Origin of the sequence: Agrobacterium sp., from assembly GCF_032092815.1 — a bacterium.
Lineage (GTDB): Bacteria > Pseudomonadota > Alphaproteobacteria > Rhizobiales > Rhizobiaceae > Agrobacterium.
Window position 1 is genome coordinate 23,303 of the sequence record NZ_DAMDBP010000028.1, and the last position, 618, is coordinate 23,920.

Sequence of the window (618 nt, forward strand, 5' to 3'; positions counted from 1 at the left end):
AGAGCGTGCAGCAACGTTGCGAATGTCGTGGCGGGTCAGGCCAATGTCATTCAGGGCCTGGTTGGAAAGACCACCAAGTTCATTGATCGTGCGGCGGTAGCTGATCCAGTTTTTTGCAATGCGAATCGGGTTCATCGGTATTTCCTCAATCTTTTGATCTTGTGACCGGGGCAGAAATGCCTGCTCTCTCGGTGTTGAGGCTCTTATATATACAACCTGCCATGTTGTGGAGTGCATTAAATAGGCGACTGCCATGCAAATGTGCATTGAGTTGAATAAGAAAGAGGCTTTGCCTATTATTTGATCTGCTGATCTCAGCCCGTCGGGCCGCTGGTTCTGCTTGAAGGGCAGCTTAAAACAGGCGTCTGAAATCCGCTTGAAAATCAGGCAAAGAAAAAGGCCGTAAGCTTTGAAAGCTTCGGCCTCTTTAAGTGCTACTCGACAAAACCTCTTGGGAACGGTTTGCCGGCCAGCGAAGTCAGTGGCTGATATTAGTAGCCAACTGCTGTGCGTGCTACGCGGCGGATGTCGCCACGGCCAATGCCCAGATCGTTCAGTTCGCGGTCGGTCATGCGAGCGAGTTCTGTAACGGTCTGTCTGTACTTGCGCCAGTTGTTC

General features: G+C 51.1%; 2 protein-coding genes. Both read right to left on the reverse strand.

Features of this window, described 5'->3' with window-relative positions; genetic code table 11:
• Positions 1 to 135 (reverse strand): DUF1127 domain-containing protein (locus RT613_RS16080; protein WP_313616954.1); only part of this gene is annotated, 135 nt, incomplete at its 3' end.
• A gap of 356 nt (positions 136 to 491) precedes the next feature.
• Positions 492 to 618, reverse strand: a 127-nt coding sequence (locus RT613_RS16085; protein WP_313616956.1) for a DUF1127 domain-containing protein, incomplete at its 5' end; no start/stop codon positions are given.